Source organism: Prosthecodimorpha hirschii (genome assembly GCF_001305515.1).
Taxonomy (GTDB): Bacteria; Pseudomonadota; Alphaproteobacteria; order Rhizobiales; family Ancalomicrobiaceae; genus Prosthecodimorpha; species Prosthecodimorpha hirschii.
The window spans coordinates 1,610,960-1,631,124 of sequence record NZ_LJYW01000001.1 but is presented as its reverse complement, the minus strand read 5'-3'; the positions used below and the strand labels follow the sequence as shown (position 1 = coordinate 1,631,124).

General features: G+C 69.3%; 17 protein-coding genes. 14 read left to right on the top strand and 3 right to left on the bottom strand.

The features are described 5' to 3' along the window. Positions 1 to 134: 134 nt before the first annotated feature. The 3 genes from ABB55_RS07030 to ABB55_RS29595 all read left to right on the top strand — a co-directional run bounded on the left by ABB55_RS07030 (position 135) and on the right by ABB55_RS29595 (position 4,186). Positions 135 to 2,222, top strand: coding sequence for an acetate--CoA ligase family protein (locus tag ABB55_RS07030; protein WP_054358175.1), 2,088 nt, complete (start codon positions 135 to 137; stop codon positions 2,220 to 2,222). Further along, positions 2,222 to 3,409: an acyl-CoA dehydrogenase family protein gene (locus ABB55_RS07025; RefSeq protein WP_054358174.1), complete on the top strand. Its 1,188-nt coding sequence runs from the start codon at positions 2,222 to 2,224 to the stop codon at positions 3,407 to 3,409. The genes ABB55_RS07030 and ABB55_RS07025 overlap by 1 nt, the downstream gene beginning before the upstream one ends. 384 nt (positions 3,410 to 3,793) lie before the next feature. Then, positions 3,794 to 4,186 (top strand): hypothetical protein, encoded by a 393-nt coding sequence (locus ABB55_RS29595; protein ID WP_152981953.1) that lies wholly within the window; start codon positions 3,794 to 3,796, stop codon positions 4,184 to 4,186. 404 nt (positions 4,187 to 4,590) lie between these two features. Here the strand turns inward: ABB55_RS29595 and ABB55_RS07020 are convergent, their stop codons facing one another. After that, positions 4,591 to 5,505, bottom strand: a complete 915-nt coding sequence (locus tag ABB55_RS07020; protein ID WP_083463423.1) for a LysR family transcriptional regulator — start codon at positions 5,503 to 5,505, stop codon at positions 4,591 to 4,593. 111 nt (positions 5,506 to 5,616) lie between these two features. Here ABB55_RS07020 and ABB55_RS07015 point away from each other — a divergent pair, with 111 nt between their 5' ends. The 8 genes from ABB55_RS07015 to ABB55_RS06980 are packed head-to-tail and all read left to right on the top strand — an operon-like array spanning position 5,617 to position 15,830. Next, the gene (locus ABB55_RS07015; protein WP_054358172.1) at positions 5,617 to 7,176 is read left to right on the top strand and encodes an ABC transporter substrate-binding protein; all 1,560 of its coding nucleotides are present in this window, start codon (positions 5,617 to 5,619) and stop codon (positions 7,174 to 7,176) included. Between the two features lie 8 nt (positions 7,177 to 7,184). Continuing rightward, the gene (locus ABB55_RS07010) at positions 7,185 to 8,135 is read left to right on the top strand and encodes an ABC transporter permease (RefSeq protein WP_054358171.1); all 951 of its coding nucleotides are present in this window, start codon (positions 7,185 to 7,187) and stop codon (positions 8,133 to 8,135) included. Then, the gene (locus tag ABB55_RS07005) at positions 8,132 to 9,016 is read left to right on the top strand and encodes an ABC transporter permease (RefSeq protein WP_054358170.1); all 885 of its coding nucleotides are present in this window, start codon (positions 8,132 to 8,134) and stop codon (positions 9,014 to 9,016) included. The genes ABB55_RS07010 and ABB55_RS07005 overlap by 4 nt, the downstream gene beginning before the upstream one ends. Beyond that, on the top strand, positions 9,013 to 9,978 hold the full coding sequence (locus ABB55_RS07000) for an ABC transporter ATP-binding protein (protein ID WP_054358169.1): 966 nt from the start codon (positions 9,013 to 9,015) through the stop codon (positions 9,976 to 9,978). The genes ABB55_RS07005 and ABB55_RS07000 overlap by 4 nt, the downstream gene beginning before the upstream one ends. Continuing rightward, a complete protein-coding gene (locus tag ABB55_RS06995; protein ID WP_083463421.1) occupies positions 9,975 to 10,823 on the top strand; it encodes an ABC transporter ATP-binding protein in 849 nt (282 codons plus the stop codon). Before ABB55_RS07000 ends, ABB55_RS06995 begins: the two co-directional genes overlap by 4 nt. Next, positions 10,820 to 12,925, top strand: a complete 2,106-nt coding sequence (locus ABB55_RS06990) for a hydantoinase/oxoprolinase family protein (RefSeq protein WP_054358168.1) — start codon at positions 10,820 to 10,822, stop codon at positions 12,923 to 12,925. Before ABB55_RS06995 ends, ABB55_RS06990 begins: the two co-directional genes overlap by 4 nt. Continuing rightward, complete coding sequence (locus ABB55_RS06985) at positions 12,922 to 14,664, top strand: hydantoinase B/oxoprolinase family protein (protein ID WP_054358167.1); 1,743 nt, start codon at positions 12,922 to 12,924, stop codon at positions 14,662 to 14,664. The genes ABB55_RS06990 and ABB55_RS06985 overlap by 4 nt, the downstream gene beginning before the upstream one ends. Beyond that, positions 14,661 to 15,830 carry an alanine racemase gene (locus tag ABB55_RS06980; protein WP_152981952.1) on the top strand — a complete coding sequence of 390 codons (1,170 nt, stop codon included), beginning with the start codon at positions 14,661 to 14,663 and terminating at the stop codon, positions 15,828 to 15,830. The genes ABB55_RS06985 and ABB55_RS06980 overlap by 4 nt, the downstream gene beginning before the upstream one ends. Before the next feature lie 28 nt (positions 15,831 to 15,858). On the opposite strand, the gene ABB55_RS06975 is transcribed toward ABB55_RS06980, so the two are convergent. Beyond that, positions 15,859 to 16,758 carry a LysR family transcriptional regulator gene (locus ABB55_RS06975; RefSeq protein ID WP_054358165.1) on the bottom strand — a complete coding sequence of 300 codons (900 nt, stop codon included), beginning with the start codon at positions 16,756 to 16,758 and terminating at the stop codon, positions 15,859 to 15,861. Between the two features lie 128 nt (positions 16,759 to 16,886). Here ABB55_RS06975 and ABB55_RS06970 point away from each other — a divergent pair, with 128 nt between their 5' ends. Then, positions 16,887 to 17,438, top strand: coding sequence for a carboxymuconolactone decarboxylase family protein (locus tag ABB55_RS06970; protein ID WP_054358164.1), 552 nt, complete (start codon positions 16,887 to 16,889; stop codon positions 17,436 to 17,438). 69 nt (positions 17,439 to 17,507) lie between these two features. Continuing rightward, entirely contained in the window at positions 17,508 to 18,128 is a 621-nt protein-coding gene (locus ABB55_RS06965) for a pyridoxamine 5'-phosphate oxidase family protein (protein WP_054358163.1), read from the top strand. A 25-nt stretch (positions 18,129 to 18,153) separates the two neighbouring features. Here ABB55_RS06965 and ABB55_RS06960 read toward each other — a convergent pair whose 3' ends face one another. After that, entirely contained in the window at positions 18,154 to 18,651 is a 498-nt protein-coding gene (locus ABB55_RS06960) for an SH3 domain-containing protein (RefSeq protein ID WP_152981951.1), read from the bottom strand. 256 nt (positions 18,652 to 18,907) lie between these two features. On the opposite strand from ABB55_RS06960, the gene ABB55_RS06955 reads away from it, so the two are divergent. After that, positions 18,908 to 20,155, top strand: a complete 1,248-nt coding sequence (locus ABB55_RS06955; RefSeq protein ID WP_054358161.1) for an FAD-dependent oxidoreductase — start codon at positions 18,908 to 18,910, stop codon at positions 20,153 to 20,155. Positions 20,156 to 20,165 lie beyond the last annotated feature (10 nt).

The window sequence follows — 20,165 nt, the reverse complement described above, 5'->3', positions numbered from 1 at the left end:
CTTCCTCGCATGGGCCGGAGGGCTCCGGCCGGCAGCCCGCGCCGCCGGTGCCTCCGGCCCGCACTCTCGCGGGGGCCGTCGCAAGACGGTTCCCGCGAGACCAATGCCCCGTCCCCGTATCCCCCGGACCCGCCATGACCGACCATCGACTGACGCCGCTTCTGGCGCCGCGCTCGATCGCCTACGTGGGCGCGAGCGGCCGGCCCAACACGCCCGGCCACGACATGCTGCGCACCAACCGGCGCGGCGGCTTTGCCGGCACCGTCTGGGGCGTCAATCCCAACTATCGCGAGATCGAGGGCTTCGCCTGCGTGCCGACGCTCGCCGACCTGCCCGCGGCGCCCGACCTCGCCGTCCTGTCGGTGCGCAACGACCGGCTCGAGGCGACGCTCGCCGAGGCGATCGCGGTCGGCGCCCGTTCGGCGGTGATCTTCGCCTCCGGCTATCTCGAGGCCGACCGCGACCCGCCGCTCGCCGCGCGTCTCGCCGCCATGGCGCGCGAGGCCGGCATGCCGATCTGCGGCGGCAACTGTATGGGCTACTACAACGATCTCGACGCGACCTGGATCTGCGGCTTCCCGAGCCCGCGCGAGCGGCGGCCGGGCGGCATCGCCTTCATCGCCCATTCCGGCAGCGTGTTCGGCGCGCTGGCCCACAACGACCCGCGCCTCAGCTACGCGCTCGCCATCTCGCCCGGCCAGGAACTGGTCACCGGCATCGCCGACTACATGGACTATTGCCTGTCGCGCCCGGAGGTGAAGGTCATCGGCCTGTTCATGGAGACGGCGCGCGATCCGGACGGTTTCGCCGCGGCGCTCGCCAAGGCGGCGGACCGCAACGTCCCGGTCGTCGTGCTGAAGGCCGGCCGCACCGAGGCGGCGGCCGCGGCCGCGCTGACCCATACCGGCGCGCTCGCCGGCAACGATACCGGCTATCAGGCCCTGTTCGACCGCCACGGCGCCATCCGGGTCGAGACGCTCGACGAACTCGCCTGCACCCTCATGCTCATGTCGACCGGCCGGCGCGCGGCTGCGGGCAAGCTGGTCTCGATCCACGATTCCGGCGGCGAACGCGAACTGATCATCGATCTCGCCGACCGCGCCGGCGTCGCCTTCGCGGAGATCGCCCCCGCCACCAAGGCGGCGATTGCGGCCCGGCTCGATCCGGGGCTGGAGGCCGCCAATCCGCTCGATGCCTGGGGCACCGGCGCCGATTTCGTGCCGCAGTTCGAGGCCTGCCTGACGGCGCTGATGGACGACCCGCAGGCCGCGCTCGGCGTCTTCTGCGCCGACATCCGCGACAACTACTATCTGAGCGAGGGCTTCGCCGCGGCCGCCATGGCGGCGGCCGCCAAGACGACGAAGCCGGTCGCCTTCGTCACCAACTATACCCAGGTCAACCATCGCGACCTGTCGCTGCGCCTCGCCGAGGCCGGCGTGCCGGTGCTCGACGGCACCCTCAACGCGCTCGCCGCCGTGCGCGGCGCGCTCGCCCACCGGGATTTCCTCGCCCGCCCGGCCGATCCCGCGCCGGTGCTCGACGGCACGCCGGCCGATCGCCGCGACCGGGTCAGCGCCCGGCTCGCCGTCAGCACGGACGAAAGCGCCGCGCTCGACATCCTCGCCCTCTACGGCATCCCGGTCGCCGAGAATGCCGTCGTCGCCTCGGAGGCCGAGGCGGTCGCGGCGGCGGCGCGGATCGGCTACCCGGTCGTGCTCAAGACCGCGGTCGAGGGTATCCTGCACAAGTCCGACGCCGGCGGCGTCAAGCTCGGCCTGAAGGACGAGGCGGCGGTCAGCGCCGCCTGGACCGATCTCGCCACGCGGCTCGGGCCCCGCGCGACGGTCGCGCGCATGATCCCGCCCGGCGTCGAGGTCAGCCTCGGGCTGGTGCGCGATCCGCAATTCGGCCCGATCGTCACGGTCGGCGCCGGCGGCGTGCTGATCGAGCTTCTCGCCGACCGGCAGGCGGCGCTGGCGCCCTTCGGCCCGGCGACGGCGCGGCGCCTGCTCGACCGGCTCGCCATCCGCCGGCTGCTCGACGGCTTTCGCGGCGGGCCGGCGGTCGACCTGGACCACCTCGCCATCCTCCTCGCCCGCTTCTCGGTGCTTGCGCTTGAGACCGACGGTCTCGTCGCCGAAATGGACGTGAACCCGCTCGTCTGCGGCGCCGGCATCGTGGCGGTCGACGGGCTCGTCATTCCCGCCTCAGGAGGTCACTGATGGACCTGTCGCTCAGCGCCGCCGAACTCGCCTGGAAGGAGAAGGCGCGCGCCTTCGCCGAGACCTGGCTGTTCCCGAACGAACTGGAGCTCGAACTGACCGGCAGCCTGCCGCGCGCCACCAAGGACCGGCTGCGCGCGGCCGTGGTCGAAAGCGGCCTCAACGGCATCAACCACACGCGCGCGGTCGGCGGCCAGGGCTGCACCCAGATGGAGCAGACCCTGATCAACGAGGAACTGGGTCGGGCGACCGGCGCGCTCTGGGCGGTCGTCTGGCATCCGGCCCTGCCGCTGCGCGACGGCTCGCCCGACCAGATCCGCGACTTCCTGACGCCGAGCTGCCTCGGCCGCCGGCGCGCCTGCGTCGCCATCACCGAGCCCGATGCCGGCTCCGATACCGGCCGCATCGTCACCCGCGCCGAGCGGCACGGCGACCGCTTCCGGCTTTACGGCGAGAAATGGTTCGTCACCACCGGCGACGAGGCCGATTACGTCATCGTGCATGCCCTGGTCGACGGCGATCCGGACAAGCCGACCCTGTTCCTAGTCGACAAGGACACGCCCGGCCTGACCATCCAGCGCGAGCCGAAATTCACCCACACCTATGTGTTCGGCCATCCGGAATTCCGCTTCGAGGGCGTCGAGGTCGGCGCGGAGCGCATCCTCGGCGGCATCGGGCAGGGGCTCGACCTGACCAAGGAATGGTTCGTCGAGGCCCGCCTGCAGATCGCCGCCAACTGCATCGGCGCGGCGACCCGGGCCTTCGAGGAGGCCAGCCGCTGGGCCAACCGGCGCGTCGCCTTCGGCAAGCCGATCCGCCAGCATCAGGCGATCGACTTCATGCTCGCCGACATGGCGGTGGAGATCATGGCCACCAAGAGCCTCGTCTACCGCGTCGCCTGGGGCATCGACCACGGCATCGACCGCAAGATCACCCACGCCCATGCCAGCGCCATCAAGCTGCAGGCCTCCGAGATGGCCGGCCGCGTCACCGACAAGGCCGTCCAGATCCTCGGCGGCCGCGGCTACATGCGCGAGAACCCGGTCGAACGCCTGAACCGCGACGTCCGCGTCGACCGCATCTGGGAGGGCACCTCCGAAATCCAGCGCCTGATCATCGGCGGCCAGATCGCCAAGCGCGGCCCGGCCATCTTCACCGGCTGGCCGGGCGACAATTCGGGGGCGTGATCGGCAAGCCTGGGACGGAGGGGCGAGCGGCTGGCCGCGGATATCGCCATGGTCAGTTGCAGGACCAATCGCCTTGCTCGTCCTGCCACGTCTGCTTTACAAGAGGTGTGTCGGGATTTTCATCTATTCGATTGGTTGAAGGTATGGAAAAGCAATCGCCGTTGGAAAAGTTCGGTCCTCAGCATCCGGGCGACAATTCGCGCGACGATCCGCTCGCCGCCCACATGGGACTGCACTAATCCTGGTGGCGTGCCTTTCGCCTTGGTGTCGGGTGGAGAAAAACGGAAGCACTCAAACCAGCGGGCCCAGATCCTTTCGAGCATTCGACGATGGGGCACCGGTGTAAAGCGAACCGACGTTCGTTCAGACCAAGTGAGGTCCGCTATGAAACGCCTTGCTGCAATCGCGATTGTCATCGGGCTTGGGACATTGGGGGCGCTTTCAATCATCGTCTACGATGGCTTGATCCCGGATCGATGGTCTCATGTCATGTCCCTGGTGCGCATGAGAGATCGCGAAAATCAACCATGCGTCATGCAGAGAGCAGAGGTTCATAAATTACTTGGAGTTCCGGATGAACCGAATCCGCCTAAAGATTATGATCTTTGGATAGACAAGAGAATTATAAGAAGATCAATGGATGTAGTATACCATATGAATATAGATCGGGAAGAGAATTCATGTGTTACTTATATTTATATGAGCGCATATTTTTGGTTTGCAAAAGGTACTCGTGGTCGAATTACTATATATACGGACATATACGAAGTTAAATAAAGATAATAATTTCAGTATTATCATTGCAATTTCCGTTGACATGCTATTTCATTCATTGAATGCGTGACGTGTAGTGTCTCCGCGCCATTCGTTGCTGGCACAATCAGTGTCACGGACACGGACTATACGGCATCTATTGGGCAAAATCCGGGAGTCTGAGAGCCTGACGCAAAAGCGTGCTGACGGAGGAGCGGGCCTGAACCGGGCGTGGCCAGCGGGATGAGCGGCTCCCGTCGCGCCGACCGAGCATCCATCGCCTGGCTGGGAAAGCGTCGGCCGTCCCACCGATCGGCCGCCTGTTGCCCTGCTGCCCATATCCCCACTTTCTGAGCCTTTTTCTTCGAAGCTGGTAAGACCTTCGAACCCACGGAGCACAACGATTTTCGGGATCGCGCCCAAGGCCCTCAAGGCTGAGCGGCGATCTCCTGGGCGAGGCGGGACAGGTAGGCGTATTCGGTCGAGGCCTCGCCGTCCCACCAGATGGCGCAGAGATGGTGGGCGGGGATCGGCGGGTCGGCCTCCAGCACGCGCAGCGACAGGTCCGGGCCGGAGAGTTCGATCATCTCGCGCGGGAGAAGCGCGGCGCCGGTGCCGGCGCTGGCGAGGCGCGCGATCACGGTCAGCGGGTTGCAGGTGTTCAGCCGCTGCGGCCTGAGGCCATGGGCGGCGAACCACAGGTGGATGGTGGTGAACAGGCCGGAGGGCGGCCCGTTGGTGAAGATCGGCAGGCCGACCAGGCTTTCCGGGGTCGCGGTCTCGCCGTCGAACTTCATGCGCTCGCCGATCACCCAGACGAGGTCGATCGGCCAGAGCGGCGCGATCGTGATGCGCTCGTGCACGCGCGGCTGCGACAGGAAGGCGATGTCGATCGCCCGGTCGAGCAGCAATTGCTCCAGCCGCGTGCTGAAGTCGACGGTCACGTCGACCTGGAGCTCCGGATGGCGTAGCGCCAGCGCGGCGAGGAGGTCGGGCAGGATGCGGGCCGCGAAACTGTCGGCGGCGCCGATCCTGAGGGGCCCCAGATCCGGCAGCGCGCCCTTGGAGCGGCGCTGGACATGCTCGGCGTGGATCAGAAGCCGCTCCACATCGGTATAGATCGCCGCACCGAGCGCGGTCCGGACCGGCCGATAGCCGGACCGGTCGAACAGGTCGCCGCCCAGGGTCCGCTCAAGTTCCTTCACGCGCAGGCTGACGGTCGGTTGCGACAGATTGAGATGCTGGGCCGCGGCGCGGAAGCCGCCGAGCCTGGCGACCCAATAGAAGGCCTCTGCCTGTCCGAACGAGTAGCGCATGGGAGCATGATAGAGATTGGCTATCATGTTTCAATGAGAACTCATTTTCACGGGGGTCCGGCCGGTGTTAGCGTTTTGGTCATGAGGCCGGGCGAGGCATGCCGAACGGATGCCACGACGCGACGGAGGGAGCCGACCATGACGGAATTCACCTTGGATCGCCGCAAGTTCCTCGCCGGCGGGGCCGCCGGCGGTCTCGCCGCCCTGCTGCCGATCGATCTGCTGCACGCCCAGCCGAACAACGGCAAGACGCTGACCGTCGTGCTGCCGAGCAATCCGATCACGGTCGATCCGATCAACCAACTTAATCATGATGCCATGGTGCTCGGACAGACCGTGTTCGAGAACCTGGTCGAGTATGACCTCGATGGCGTCCTCAAGCCGCAACTGGCCAAGGCGCTGCCGACCATCTCGGCCGACAAGAAGACCTACGTCTTCGAACTGCGCGACGACGTCACGTTCCAGAACGGCAAGAAGATGACCGCCGAGGACGTGAAATACAGCTTCGACTACCTGCTCGACGCCAACAACAAGGCGGCGCGGCGGTCGCTGTTCACGCGCATCACCAAGGTCACGGTGCTCGAACCCTACAAGGTCCAGTTCGACCTCTCCGAGCCCTACGGGCCGTGGCTCTACTTCCTGACCAAGTATATGGGCATCTTCCCGGTCGGCTCGCGGCAGGAGCACGGCGACGCCTATTTCAAGTCGAGCCCGAAGGGCGTCGGCACCGGCTTCGGCATCTTCGAGGATTGGAAGCCGAACGATTCCATCACCTTCGTCAAGAATCCCAACTACTGGCGCAAGGGCCTGCCGCATTGGGACCGGCTGGTCGTCAAGATGATCCCGGAGGATGCGACCCGCGTCGCCTATCTGCTGACCGGGCAGGTCGACGTCATTTCGGCGCCGCCGCCGCGCGAGTTCAACAAGCTCAAGACCCTGCCGGGCGTCACCGGCGCCTCGCGGCCGACGCTCGGCGGCGCGCTTCTGATGTACACCAACACCCTGAAGCCGCCGCTCGACGACGTGAACTTCCGCAAGGCGATCGCCTGCGCGATCGACCGCAAGACGATCGGCGACAAGGTCTATTACGGCCTGCTCGACCCGTCCTCGGTGCCGGCGCCGCCGCGCGGCTGGTGGTTCAACGCCGCGGCCGACAAGGAGCTCGGTTACGATCTGGAACGCGCCAAGGCCTATCTGGCCAAGTCGAAATATCCGACCGGCGCGGAGATCGACCTGTCCATCCAGGCCGAGCCCTACCTGCTCGACACCAAGGACGCGGCCATCTTCGTGCAGGCGCAGCTCGCCAAGATCGGCATCAAGGTCAATCTGAAGGTCTACGAATTCTCCGTGCTGATCCAGCAGGCGATCCGCGGCGAGCACCAGATGGCCCTGCAGGTGTTCATGTCGCCCGGCGAGCCGAGCTACATCCTGCAGGTCTGCCTGACCCCCGACCAGGTCCTCAGCAAGAGCACCGGCTACAACAATCCGGAGCTCAACGGGCTGCTCGCCAAGGCCTTCGCCGAGACCGACCAGGACAAGCTCAAGGACATCTACGGCGCCATCCAGACGATCGTCGCCCGCGACGCGCCGATCGGGGTGCTCGGCTATGTTCATGCCGCCAATCTGTGGCGGCCCACGGTCGAGAACTTCAAGGTCAACCAGGGCCTGACCATTTCGGTCGGCGAGGTGAAGGTCTGACGGGCGCGATGGTTCTCGTTCGTGCCGTCGCCGGCCGCGTCCTGGCCTCGCTCGGGACGCTCCTGATCGTCGGCCTCGCCCTCTTCGTGCTGACCCGGTCCGGCCCCAGTTCGCCGGCCCGGATCGTGCTCGGGGTCGATGCGACGGTCGAGCAGATCCGCGATTTCGAGCGGGTCAACGGTCTCGACCGGTCGCTCCTCGCCCAGTACGGCGACTGGCTCGCCCAGGTGGCGCGCGGCGAGTTCGGCCGGTCCTTCGTGACCGGTCGCGACGTCGCCGCCGAGATCGTCAACGCGCTGCCGGTGACGCTGTCGATCGTGCTGACCGCCTTCGCGATCGCGGTCGTGTTCGGGGGCGCGCTCGGCACCGCGGCAGCGTTGCGGCCGGGCGGGGTGGTCGACCGGCTGAGCCGGTTCGGCACCGTGATCGGCTTGTCGATCCCGGCCTTCTGGCTCTCGATCCTGATGATCCGGGTCTTCGCCGTGGATTTGCGCTGGCTGCCGCCGGGCGGCTACGCGCCGCTCTCGGCCGGGCTCGTCACCCATCTGCAGTTCGTCGCCATGCCGGCCCTGTCGCTCGCGGTCTACTACGTCGCGGTGCTCGCCCGCATGACCCAGGCGAGCCTGCAGGAGACGCTGCGCAGCGACCATGTCCGCACCGCCCGGGCCATGGGCCTGCCGCGCCGCAAGGTCGTCGTCTACGCGCTCGTCAACGCGCTGCCGCCGGTCGTCAATCTCGCCGCCCTGTCGTTCGGCTACATGTTCGGCTGGGCGCTGATCATCGAACAGGTCTTCAACGTGCCCGGTCTCTCCCGCGCCCTCCTCAATGCCATCTCGCAGCGCGACTTCCTGCTGCTGCAGGGCATCGTGTTCCTGTTCACCGCCGTCTTCATCCTCGCCAACCTGAGCGCCGACCTCGTCAACCGTCTGCTCGATCCCCGCCAGAGGACCGCCGCATGACGAAGCTCCGTCAGGCCCTCGCGATCGTCGACTGGTCCGGCTGGCTCGGCGCCGCCATCGTCGTCGCCATGGTCGGCGCCGCCGTCCTGGCGCCCTGGATCGCGCCCTTCGACCCGGTCGCGGTCAATATCGAGGATCGCCTGACCGCCCCGGACGCGGTCCACTGGCTCGGCACCGACCAGGCCGGCCGGGATGTCTTCAGCCGCATCCTGTTCGGCGCGCGCGCCTCGCTCGCGGTCGGCATCGGGGCGGTGCTGATCGGCGGCCTGATCGGGGTCTCGGCCGGCATCTTCGCCGCCTACAAGGGCGGCCTCGCCGAACTCGCCGTGATGCGGGTCGTCGATGCCGTGGCGTCGATCCCGCTCCTCGTTTGGGCGATCGCGATCGTCGGCGTGCTCGGCGTCGGGCCGGTCCAGGTCGGCCCGCTCTCGCTGCCCAACGAGGTCAAGATCGTCGTGCTGGTCGGCTGCCTGTTCTCGCCGGTCTTCGCCCGCGTCACCCATGCGGTCGCCAGGCGCGTGGTGTCGGCCGATTTCGTCAAGGCGCGCTGGCTGCAGGGCGCCGGCCACTGGGCGATCGTCACCGGCGACGTGCTGCCGAACTGCCTGTCGCCGATCATCGTGCAGGCGACGCTGCTGGTCGCGATCGGCATCGTCGTCGAAGCCTCGGTCAGCTTCGTCGGGCTCGGCGTGCAGCCGCCGGCGGCGAGCTGGGGCACCATGCTGTCGGATGCGCGCAACGCGATCTATTCGGGCGAATGGTGGCTGCCGGTGTTCCCGGGCCTGGCCATCTCGATCACGGTGGTCGGCTTCAATCTCCTCGGCGATGCGGTGCGCGATCTGTTCGATCCGCGCAGCGAGGCAAGGACCCTGGTGGCATGACCGCGCCCCTCATCGACATCCAGGATCTGCGGGTCGGCTTTCGGGCCGGCGGGCGGCGCATGGTCGAGGCCGTGCGCGGCATCAGCCTCGCGGTTCGGCCCGGCGAGGCGGTCGGCATCGTCGGCGAGAGCGGCTCGGGCAAGAGCCTCGGCATGCTGGCGGTGATGCGCCTCCTGGCCGGCGGCGCCCGCATCACCGGCGGCCGCATCCTGTTCGACGGCGAGGATCTCGCCGCCGCGCCGGAACGCCGGATGGCGGCGCTGCGCGGTCGCGACATCGCCATGGTGTTCCAGGACCCGCAGAGTTCGCTCAATCCGGCGCTCAGCATCGGCCGCCAGATCGTCGACGTGGTCGTCGCCCACCAGGCCGTGTCGCGCGGCCGGGCGGCCGAGATCGCCGTCGATGCGCTCGAACGCGTCGGCATCCGCGACGCCTCCGCCCGGCTCGGCGCCTATCCGCACGAATTCTCCGGCGGCATGCGCCAGCGCGTGCTGATCGCCATGGCGATCGCCTGCCGGCCGCGCCTTTTGATCGCCGACGAGCCGACCACCGCGCTCGACGTGACCGTGCAGGCCCAGATCGTCGACCTGATCGCCGAGCTCCGGCGCGATCTCGGCCTCGCGGTCCTGTTCATCTCGCACAATCTCCAACTGGTCGCCGAGATCGTCGACCGGGTCGTGGTCCTCTATGGCGGCAAGCTGGTCGAGGATGCCGATGTCTTCGCGATCGAAGACAGCCCGCGCCATCCCTACACCCGGCTCCTCAAGGCCTGCGTGCCGAGCCTGACGGCCCCGCCCGGGCCGCTCTTCGCCATCGACGGCGCGCCGCCGCGGCTCGGCGCCATGCCGCCCGGCTGCCCCTTCGCCCCGCGCTGCCCGCGCGCCTTGCCCCGTTGCGCCGCCGAGATGCCACCGCTGACGGTGGAGGACGGGCGCCGTCTCGCCTGCTGGAACCCGCAATGAGCGCGCCGATCCTCAGCCTTTCCGGCGTGACCAAGAGCTATCCGCGCGGCGGCATGCTCGGCTCCGTGTTCGGCGCGCGCGCGCCGGTTCTGGCGCTCGACGACGTGTCGCTGGACGTGATGGCCGGCGACGTGGTCGGCATCGTCGGCGAAAGCGGCTCGGGCAAGTCGACGCTGGCGCAACTCGCCGTCGGGCTGACCCGGCCGACCGCCGGCACGATCCGGCTCGGCGGGGAGGATCTCGGTCTCCTGATGCGCGACCATGCCGGCCCCTGGCGGCGTCGCATCCAGATGGCGTTCCAGGATTCCTCCAGCGCCCTCAATCCGCGCAAGTCGATCGGCCGCTGCCTGGAGGAGACGCTCGTGCTCGCCGGCGTCGACAAGGCGGCGCGGCCGGCCGAGGCGGCGGCGCTGCTCGGCCGCGTCGGTCTCGGTGCCGAGATGCTGCCGCGCCTGCCGCACGAACTTTCCGGCGGCCAGCGCCAGCGCGTCGGCCTCGCCCGCGCCCTGGCCATGAAGCCGGACGTGCTGATCGCCGACGAGCCGGTCTCCGCGCTCGACGTGTCGCTGCAGGCCCAGGTGATCAACCTGCTCGGCCGGCTGACCGGCGAACTCGGCCTGACGCTGCTCTTCATCAGCCACGACCTCGCCCTCGTCCGCGCCCTCTGCCGCCGCGTGATCGTCATGCGCAAGGGCCGGATCGTCGAGGAGGGGCCGTGCCTGCAGGTGCTGGAATCCCCCCGTGACGACTATACGCGGCTGCTCCTGTCCGCGGTGCCGAAGGGCATCGAGGGACGGCGCCGGCCGCCGGCCCGAACCTCGAACCCCGAGTTCCCCCGCCCATGAGCCAGTCTCCTCCCGACGATCACCGCTATCGGATCGGCATCGATATCGGCGGCACCTTCACGGATGTGGTGGTCGCCCGCGACGACGGCCTGATCGAGACCCGCAAGGTCCCGTCCACGCCCGACGACTACAGCCGCGGCATCGCCGAGGCGCTGGCGCGGCTGATCGACGATCTCGCCACCACGCCCGACCGGATCGCCGGCATCGTCCATGCGACCACGGTCGCCACCAACGCCATCCTGGAATTCAAGGGCGCGCGGACGGGGCTTCTGACCACGGCCGGATTCCGCGACGTGCTGGAAATGCGCCGCCTGCGCATTCCGGTGCTCTACGACCTGCAATACGACAAGCCGAAGCCGCTCGTGCCCCGCCATCTGCGGCTCGAAGTGCCGGAACGCATGGCGGCGGACGGCAGCGTCCGCGTGGCCCTCGACCGCGCCGCGGTGGCGGCGGCCGGCGAGCGGTTCCGCGCCGAAGGCGTCGAGGCGGTCGCGGTCAGCTTCCTGCACGCCCACACCAACCCGGCCCACGAGATCGAGGCGGAGGCGATCCTGCGCGAGGTGCTCGGCGCCGGGGTCTATCTCTGCCGCGGCTCCGAGATCCTCCCCGAAATCCGCGAATACGAACGCACCAGCACCGTGGTGGTGAATGCCTATATCGGGCCGGTCGTGCACAACTACGCCGCCGCGCTGACGGCACGGCTGGCCTCGATCGGCATCCATTGCCCGATCGAGATGATGCATTCCGGCGGCGGCATCATGCGGCTGGAATCGGCGGTCCGGCGGGCGGCCTCGCTGGTCGAGTCCGGGCCGGCGGCCGGCGTCGTCGCCTGCGCACGGCTCGGCACGCGCAATGCGGAAAGCCTGATCAGCTTCGACATGGGCGGCACCACCGCCAAGGCGGCCCTGATCGAGGACGGCGAGCCGGCGCGCACGACCGAATACGAGGTCGGTGCCGGCATCAACCTCTCGTCCAAGCTGGTCAAGGGCGGCGGCTATCCGATCAAGATGCCGTTCATCGACGTGTCGGAGATCGGCGCCGGCGGCGGCAGCCTGGTCAGGCTCGACCGGATGAACCAGGTGACCGTCGGCCCGCAGAGCGCGGGCGCCTATCCCGGACCGGTCTGCTACGGGCTCGGCGGCCGCGAGGCGACGCTGACCGATGCCTTCGTCACGCTCGGCTACATCAACGACGTGGCGCTGGCCGGCGGCAGTTTCCCGATCCACGCAGAGGCCGGCCGCGCCGCGCTCGCCGACCAGATCGCCCGGCCGCTCGGCCTCGATCTCGTCCGCACCGCGCGCGGCGTCCTGACCCTGGCGGTGACCACCATGACGCGGGCCGTCAAGGCGGTCTCGACCTATCGCGGCCGCGATCCGCGCCAGGCGACGCTGGTCGCCTTCGGCGGCAACGGGCCGGTGGTCGCCACCGAGGTGGCGCGCGCGCTCGGCATCCGCCGGGTGATCGTGCCGCGCGGGGCCGGCGTGTTCAGCGCGCTTGGCCTGCTGCGCTCCGATGTCGAGCAGGAATTCGTCCGCCCGTCGGGGCGCCGGCCGGGCGAGATGGATGCCGCCGGGCTTGCCGATCTCTTCGCGACGCTCGCCGCCGATGCCGAGCGGCAACTCCGTGCGGAGGGCTACGATCTCGCCGGGGCCGTCATCCGCCGCTTCGCCGATCTGCGCTATGTCGGGCAGGCCTACGAGCTGACCGTGCCGGCCGAGAGCCTCGACCTCGCCGACCTCGCCGAACTGTTCCACCAGGAGCATGAGCGGACCTACGGCCACCGATCGATGAAGGACCAGGTCCATCTGGTCAATGCGCGCCTGATGGTCCGGCTGCCGCTACGCGCCGCTCCCGGCTGGTTCGCCGCCCCCGGCGCGGTCGCGCGGGCCGACCGGCGCATCGCCTTCGCCGACCCCGGCGGCGGGGCAGGGGCGTCGGATCCGGCAACCGTTGCGGTGATCGGCCGCTCCGATCTCGACGAGGCGCCGCGCGCCGGCCCCTTCGTCGTCGAGGACTATGACTGCACCTGCGTCGTGGCGCCCGGCCAGTCCGCCCGGCTCGATGCCGTCGGCAATATCGAGATCGCCCTGGAGGCCGCATGAGTGCCGCATCGATCGACCCGATCACCCTGGAGGTGATCCGCAACGCGCTCGCCTCGACCGCCGACGAAATGGCGCTGATCGTGATGCGCAGCGCCTATTCGCCCGTCGTGCGCGACATCATGGACTACTCGACGGCGCTGTGCGACGCGCAAGGCCGCGTCATCGCGCAAGGGTTGACCCTGCCGATCCAGCTCTGCTCCTTCCCGCGCATCATGCGTTACGTGCAGGAGCGCTTCGGCGCGGACCTCAATCCAGGCGACATCCTGATCGCCAACGATCCCTACGGCTCCGGCGGCCAGCATCTGCCCGACATCTACATCCTGAAGCCGATCTTCGTCGACGCAGCGCTCGCCGGCTTCGCCGCGACCGTCGCCCACCACACCGATATCGGCGGCATCGTGCCGGGCTCGGTGGCGATCTACTCGACCGAGATCCAGCAGGAAGGCCTGCGCCTGCCCCTGGTGAAGCTCTACGAGAAGGGGCAGCCGGTCGATGCGGTGATGCGCATCATCGAGGCGAATACCCGCTCGCCCGTGGAGGTGCTCGGCGACATCCGCGCCCAGATCGCCGCCTGCCACGTCGCCGAGGAGGGGCTGACGGCGCTCGTCCGCCGCTACGGCGCCGGCCTGCTCGCCGGCTATATCGAGGCGCTGCACGACCATGCCGAAGCGCTGATGCGCGAGACCATCCGGGCGCTGCCGGATGGGGTCTATCGCGCGGTCGACTATATCGACGGCTTCGGCGAGACGCCGGTGCCGCTGCCGATCGCCGTCACCGTGACGGTGGCGGGCGACCGTCTCGACATCGACTTCACCGGCACCGCCGACCAGGTCGCCGCGGCGATCAACTGCCCGATCTCGCTGCCGGAATCGGCGAGCTTCTGCGCGGTGCGCTGCCTGTCGCGCCAGGACATTCCGAACTGCGAAGGCTATCTGCGCCCGATCACGGTCAGCGCGCCGGAGGGCTGCCTGGTCAATCCGCGCTATCCGGCCGCCTGCGGGGCGCGCGGCGTGGTCGGCTACCGGGTCTTCGATGCGATCATGCAGGCGCTGGCGCAGGTGGTGCCCGAGCGGGCGATCGGCGGATCGGAAGGCGGTCCCTATCTGCTCGCCGCCGGCGGCGTCCATCACGGCCGGCCCTATGTGCTGAACGAGATGGTGGTCGGCACCTGGGGGGCGCGCGCCGGCAAGGACGGCATCGAGGGCATCTCGAACCCGGCGGCGAACATTTCCAATCAGCCGGTCGAGATGATCGAGACCGACATGCCGGTCGAGGTGCTCGCCTACGGGTTGGTTGCGGATTCCGGCGGACCGGGCGAGTTCCGCGGCGGCCTCGCCTTCGTGCGCGAGTTCCGATTCCTGGCCGATACCCGCTTCACGCTGCGCGGCGACCGGCGCGACCATCCGCCCTACGGTCTGGAAGGCGGCGCGCCCGGGGCACCGTCGGCCCATATCCTGGTCCGGCCCGACGGTGCCGCACGCAGCCTGCCGACCATGCCGATGGAGAGCTTCCCGGCGCGCGCCGGCGATGTCTTCCGCCTGGTCGGGGCCGGCGGCGGCGGCTATGGCGATCCCCTGAACCGGGCGCCCGAGCGCGTCGCCGACGATCTGCGCGAGGGCAAGGTCTCGCGCGCCGGGGCCGAACGGGACTACGGTGTCGTCTTCTGCGCCGACGGCGTGACGGTCGATCCGGCTGCCACGTCGGCCCGGCGCGACCAACTCGCCAGGAGCCGCGCGTGACCCCATCGGCATCCGAAACCATGATCGGCGCGGCCGCGCTCAACCGCGACCTCGTCGATGTCGCCGGCGGCCGGGCCCGGCTGGAGACGCCGGCGGCCGTGCTCGATCTCGACCTGTTCGAGGCCAACATGGCGCGCATGAGCGCGGCCTGCGCGGCGGCGGGCGTGGCGCTCCGGCCGCATGCGAAGTCGCACAAATGCGCCGAAATCGCCCGGCGCCAGATCGCCGCCGGCGCGCTCGGCGTGTGCTGCGCCAAGCCCGGCGAACTGCTCGCCCTGCATGCCGCCGGCATCGACGACCTGTTCCTGTCCGCTCCGGTGGCCAGTGCCCGCAAGATCGACGCGCTCGCCCGCGCGGCGGCGGCGGGCGCCCGGATCGACCTCGTCGTGGAGCGGCCGGACCTCGCCCGCGCCTATGCGGCCGCCGCCCGCCGGCACGGCACCCGCTTCGGCGCGCTGGTCGATCTCGATACCGGTCTGAAACGCAGCGGCGTCGCCGATCCGGCGGCGGCGGTAGCGATCGCGACTGCGATCGCCGCGGAGGACACGCTCGTCTATCGCGGCGTGCAGGCCTATCACGGCCGGATGCAGCATATCGACGGCTTCGCCGAACGGCGCGCGGTCGGCGCGGACGTGAACGGCGTGCTGGCGGGGCTGATCGGGGCGCTGACCGCGGCCGGCTTCGCGCCGAACATCGTCAGCGGCGGCGGAACGGGAAGTTTCGCCATCGACGGCGCGGCCGGCATCCTGACCGAGATCCAGGCCGGGTCCTATGTCTTCATGGACGAGGGCTATGCCTCGGTCGACAGCACCGGCGCGGGCCACGCGGATTTCGGGCCGGCCCTGCGCGTCGCCGTGACGGTGATCGGCCATTCCTCGGCCGGCTTCGCCATCACGGACGGCGGCAGCAAGAGTTTCGCGCTCGACGGCCCGGCGCCGCGCGTCTTCCTCGCTGGCCGCGAGATCGGACGGATCGAATGGTGCGGCGACGAATTCGGCCGCATCCTGCCGGCCGACGGCGGCGCACCGCTTGCCGTGGGCACGGTGGTCGAATGCACCGTTCCGCATTGCGACCCGACCATCAACCTGCACGACTGGCTGCATGTCTGCCGGGGTGATCGCCTGGTCGCGCAATGGCCGGTCGAGGCGCGCGGGCGCGCGGACTGAGCGCGGCGCGCGTCGTCCGCCGAACCCGTCAGGCCAGGACCGGCAGGGCGCGCAGGCGCAGCACGGCGAAATCGACGAAGGCGCGCACCTTGGCGGCGACGAGCCGCGCCTCCGGATAGATCAGGTGGACCGGGAGGGGCGGCGGCTCGAAGCCCTCCAGCAGCAGGGTCAGGCGGCCTTCCCGAAGGGCGTCGGCGATCTGATAGGAAAGCACGGCGGTCACGCCATGGCCGTCGATGGCCGACTCGATGGCGGCTTCCGCACCGTTCACCGTCAGCCGGGGCTGGACCGGAACCGTGATCGGGCCGGCCGGCGTCGCGAAGCTCCAGCCCCGGCCGTCGTGGATCTGGCCGAAATGGATCACTGGGAGCGCGGCCAGATCCTCGGGATGGCGGATCGGCGGATGCGCGGCCAGAAAGGCCGGGCTGGCGCAGAGCACGCGGCGGATATGCCCGATGCGCGTGGCGATCAGGCTCGAATCCGGCAATTGGCCGATCCGGATCGCGGCGTCGATGCCCTCGTCGATCAGGTTGACGACCCGGTCGAGCAGCAGCAACCGACCCTGCACGGTCGGGTGCAGGTCCAGGAAGGCGTCCAGGACCGGCCGCACGTGGCGCCGACCGAACACCAGCGGGCCGGTCACGGTCAGCACGCCGCGCGGAACCGACCGCTCGCCGGCGGCCAGAGCCGTGGCTTCGTCGAAATCGGCCAGGATCCGCCGGCAGCTGTCGAGGAAACGTTCGCCGGCCTCGGTCGGGCCCGAACTGCGCGTGGTCCGCCGCAGCAGACGGGCGCCGACCTCCTCCTCCAGAAAGGCGATGGCGCGGGTCACCGCTGCCGGAGATCGGCCGAGGCGGCGCGCCGCGGCGGCCAATCCGCCGTCGTCGACGGTTCGCACAAAGGCCCGCATGGCGTCGATCCGGTCCATCGGTCTCTCCATTGTTGCGTCATTCGAACCAATCTCTTCCACATTATGCGCATTCTGCGCAATGCTCGGACAACCTATCTCTGGGCCACGGGCGTCCCGCCGGACCCCGATATCCCTGGAGACCTGCCATGAACGCCATCACCGCTCTCGATCCCCAGTCCGCCGACGGCAAGGCCGCCGATCTGCTGGGCGCCGTCGCCAAGAGCCTCGGTTCGGTGCCGAACCTGTTCCGGGTCGCCGCACAGTCGCCCGCATCGCTCGAAGGCCTGCTCGCGCTGTCGTCGGCCCTGCGCACCGGCCGGCTGTCCGGCCGCACCCGCGAGGCGCTTGCCCTGACGGTCGCGGAATTGAACGGCTGCGACTACTGCCTGTCCGCACACACGCTGCTCGGCAAGGGCGCCGGCCTGTCCGATGCGGACATCGAGGCCGCCCGCCAGGGCCGGTCCCCGGATGCCGAACGGCAGGCCGCGCTCGATCTCGCCGCCGCGGTGGTGCGGATGCGCGGCCGCGTCGCCGAAGCCGACCTGGCGCGTGCCCGGCAGGCCGGGCTCGATGACGGCCAGATCGTCGAGATCGTCGCCCAGGTCGCGCTCAATACCTTCACCAACTATCTGAACCTGGTCGCCCGCACCGAGATCGACTTCCCGGTCGTGAAGACGCTGCCCCGGCAGGCGGCCTGATCCCCCGGGTCCGCCGCCGGTACCGGCTGGGCCGGTCCGGCGGCGGCTCGCAACAACGGAGGAAAGTCCATGATCCCGTCGACCTGCGATGTGGCCTTCACCCTCTCGGTCAAGGCCGAACAGGCGCGCCGCGGCTCGCGCCGGCACTATGCGGACTATGAGGCGCGCGGCGGTTTCGAGGCCGATCTGTCGAACTTTCCGCGCGCCTTCCTGGAGCGGATCGACACCGCCTTCCTCGGCACCGTCAATGCCGACGGCCAGCCCTATATCCAGCATCGCGGCGGGCCGCGCGGCTTCATCCGCATTCTCGACGACGCGACGCTCGCCTTCGCCGAACGGCGCGGCAATCGGCAATATGTCTCGACCGGCAATCTCGCCGACAATCCGAAAGCCTTCCTGTTCCTGATCGACTACGAGACGCGCTCGCGCATCAAGATCTGGGGGCGGGCCCGCTTCTCCGCCGACATCGCGGCCCATGCGCCGGCGCTCGGGATCGATCCGGACGACATGGATGTCGAGCGCGTCCTGATCTTCGAGGTGGTCGCGTGGGAGGCGAATTGCCCGAAGCATATTCCCCGCAAGGTGGATGCGGGGGCGGTGATGACCGCCGTCGAGGCGCTGCGGGCGCGGATCGGCACGCTGGAGGCGGAGAACCGGCGCCTGGCCAGCCTGCTGGCGCTGCAATCATGATCCGGGCGCCTGGCGGTCTGCGCGCTCAACTGTCGGCCTTCGCTTGGGCGGTCGGGTCCGCGTCCTCGGACCCGTCGCGGGTCGGGCCGAGATAGCGGCCGAAGATCCAGCCTTGGCGGGTGCTGCCGGCCTCCTGCACAAAAGCCCAGGCACCGCGCCGGCGCAGCACCAGCACCGCCGCCCCGCGGTCGAAGCGCAGCAGAACCTGACCGCGCAGGCTCGGCGCGGCGCGCAGCGCGACCCGGTCGGCGGTCACGGCGTGGGCGCCTTGACGGCCGCCGCCGCCGCCCTCGTCCTCGGCCGCCGCGGAGCCGCGCTCGGACGACGCTGCGACGACCGGCCGGTGGGTCCGGCGCCAGGGACCCGGGACATAGTCCGGGTCCACTTCGACGGCGCTCCAGTCGAAGCCGGACAGATCGGTTTCCGCAACGCGCAGGACCGGCGGCTCGGCCGTCTGCAGGGCGGATGTCAGTCCGGCGACCAGTCCGATCGCGCACAACGCGCGCAACCATCCCCAATCCATGACGACCGCCTCCTCGCAACGCCGGCCCGGACGCCTGAGCCGACCGGCCGTCGAGCCTCCGGTCCGCCCCTCCAGGCGGACGCCGATTCTGTGGTCGGCATGGTGGCATGGCGACCGTCAGGAATCAGTCATGAACTTCCCGACGGGCGGCCGCGGGGCGCATCGCGGCTTCCCGAACGCCCCCCGTGCGAAAGTCGCCGGAAAGCGAAAATACGGGATTTCCCTCGCGTGAGACTGGCGCTAGCATGCCGGCAAGATGCAGCGATACTCAATATATTCACTGGTACGCAACGCGCTGACCCACCATGAAGGGTGGCAGCGCGCCTGGCGCAGCCCGCCGCTGAAACGGCGCTACCAGGTCGTCATCGTCGGCGCCGGCGGCCACGGGCTGTCGACCGCCTATCATCTGGCCAAGGAACACGGGCTGACCGATGTCGCGGTGCTGGAGAAGGGCTGGCTCGGCGGCGGCAATACGGCGCGCAACACCCATACGATCCGCTCGAACTACATCCGCGACGTCAGCATCCGCTTCCACGATGTCTCGGTGAAGCTCTACGAGCAGATGTCGCGCGAGCTGAACTTCAATATTTTATTCAGCCAGCGCAGCATGATCGATCTGATCCAGAGCTTCGGCAAGCTGCGCGACCTGCGCCGCCGCTCGCTCGCCATGGCGCTGCACGGGCCGCAATATCAGCTGATCTCGGTCGACGAGCTGCAGCGGCGGATTCCCGCCATGGGATCGCTCGACCAGGTGCGCCTGCCGCCGCTCGCCGGCATGGTGCATCCGGAAGCCGCCATGGCCCGGCATGACGCGGTCGCCTGGTCCTATGCGCGCGCCGCCGATGCGCGCGGCGTCGAGATCCACCAGCATACCGAGGTGACCGGCTTCGTCCGCGGCCCCGACGGCGCCGTGACCGGCGTCGAGACCAATCGCGGCACGGTCAGCGCCGATATCGTCGCGCTGGCCACCGCCGGCAGCACCAGCGACGTGGCGCGGCGCGCCGGGCTCTCGTTGCCGCTGGTCACCCGCAACCTGCAGGCCTTCGTGTCCGAGCCGGTCAAGCCGCTGATCGACGTGATCGTCAACTGCCCGGATGTCGGGCTCTACCTGATGCAGTCCGACAAGGGCGAGATCGTCATCGGCGGCGGCACCGATCCCTATCCGTCCTATCGGCAGGGCAGCCATTTCGCGACCTTCGAGGACACGGTGGCCTCGCTGGTCGAGCTGTTCCCGCGTTTCAAGGCCTTGAAGATGCTGCGTCAATGGGGCGGGGCGATCGAGTTCGCCTATGACGCCAGCCCGATCATCTCGAAGACCGACCTGCCCGGGCTCCTGGTCAGCACCGGCTGGTATGGCGGCTTCAAGTCGATCCCGGTCGGCGGCCTGACCTTCGCGCATTTGATCGCCACCGGCACCCCCCATCCGCTGGCCGAAGCCTTCGGGCTCGACCGCTTCACCGGCCTGAAGTTCCTGCTCGAGGCGGGAACGGTGGCACAACGCTGATCCGGAGGCC